Source organism: Streptomyces sp. NPDC058619 (assembly GCF_042717785.1).
In the GTDB taxonomy this organism is placed as follows: Bacteria; Actinomycetota; Actinomycetes; order Streptomycetales; family Streptomycetaceae; genus Streptomyces.
Map to the genome: position 1 here is coordinate 1 of NZ_JBHXQN010000162.1, position 1,490 is coordinate 1,490.

Annotated in this window: 1 protein-coding gene; it reads left to right on the plus strand. The window is 68.4% G+C overall.

The window, feature by feature from the left end; translation table 11 throughout:
- Positions 1 to 69 precede the first annotated feature (69 nt).
- On the plus strand, positions 70 to 1,482 hold the full coding sequence (locus tag ACFWTC_RS38925) for an IS30 family transposase (protein ID WP_384030732.1): 1,413 nt from the start codon (positions 70 to 72) through the stop codon (positions 1,480 to 1,482).
- Positions 1,483 to 1,490: the final 8 nt, after the last annotated feature.

Genomic DNA, 1,490 nt, shown 5'->3' on the forward strand with positions numbered 1-1,490 from the left:
GGGTGAATTCAACTGGTCGTCGCAACACCTTGATCACGGAGGTGTTGGATGGGACGACCGAGGAAGCTGATGCGGCAGGTGCCGGCCGGGGCGCGACGGCAGTGGGCCGCGGATCGGGCGATGCGGGCGCCGATGCGCTCGCCCGGCCGCCCGGAGCCGTCGCGCGCTGTGCAACGGAAGTTCTGGCGCCTGATCGCGTCGGGGGTCACCACGGTCCAGGCCGCCGAGAGGGTCGGCGTGTCGGCACCGGTCGGGATCCGGTGGTTTCGACATGCTGGCGGGATGACGCCGCTGAGCCTGGAAGAGCCCACGGGCCGGTACCTGTCGTTCGCTGAGCGCGAGGATATCGCGCTGCTGCGCGCCCAGGAGCTCGGCGTGCGCGAGATCGCCCGCAGGATCGGACGCGACGCGGGCACGATCTCACGCGAGCTGCGCCGCAACGCGGCGACCCGGAGCGGCAAGTCGGTCTACCGGGCTCTGGTGGCGCAGTGGAAAGCGCAGCAGGCCGCGAAGCGTCCGAAGACCGCGAAGCTCGCAGGCAACGACAGGTTGCGCGAGTACGTGCAGGATCGGCTCGCCGGCAGTGTCCATCGACCCGACGGCACGATCGTCACCGGGCCCCAGACGCGCGCCTGGAAGGGGTTGAACAAGCCGCATCGGCAGGACAGGCGATGGGCGACGGCCTGGAGTCCGGAACAGATCTCGCACCGGCTTCGTGCCGACTTCCCCGATGATGAGTCCATGCGCATCAGCCACGAAGCGATCTACCAGGCGCTGTTCATCGAAGGCCGTGGCGCGCTCAAGCGGGAACTCGTCGCATGCCTGCGCACCGGCCGGGCACTGCGGACTCCCCGCGCACGGTCGCAGAACAAGCCGCAGGGGCACGTCACCGCGGACGTCGTCCTCAGCGAACGCCCCGCCGAGGCCGCCGACCGCGCGGTCCCCGGACACTGGGAAGGAGATTTGATCATCGGGACGGGGCGATCCGCGATCGGCACGCTCGTCGAGCGCAGCAGCCGCTCCACGCTCCTGGTGCACCTGCCCCGGCTCGAGGGCTGGGGTGAGAATCCGCCCGTGAGGAACGGACCCTCGCTCGGAGGCTATGGCGCAATCGCGATGAACACGGCGCTTACGGCATCAATGACGAAACTGCCCGAGCAGCTGCGCAAAACGCTCACCTGGGACCGCGGAAAGGAACTCTCGGGCCACGCCCAGTTCGCCGTCGAAACCGGGACGAAGGTGTTTTTCGCCGATCCGCACTCACCCTGGCAACGACCGACGAACGAGAACACGAACGGGCTGCTGCGTCAGTACTTCCCGAAGGGCACCGACCTGTCCCGGTGGTCGTCCGGAGACCTCGAAGCCGTCGCCCTGGCGATCAACAACCGGCCCCGCAAGAGCCTCGGTTGGCGGACACCAGCCGAGGTCTTCGAGGAGCAGCTACGCTCACTACAACAGCCAGGCGTTGCAACGACTGGTTGAACTCGCCC

Coding starts and splice junctions, on each gene's coding strand:
- ACFWTC_RS38925 (WP_384030732.1), top strand. CDS start 70: ATGCGGCAGGTGCCGGCCGGGGCGCGACGGCAGTGGGCCGCGGATCGG.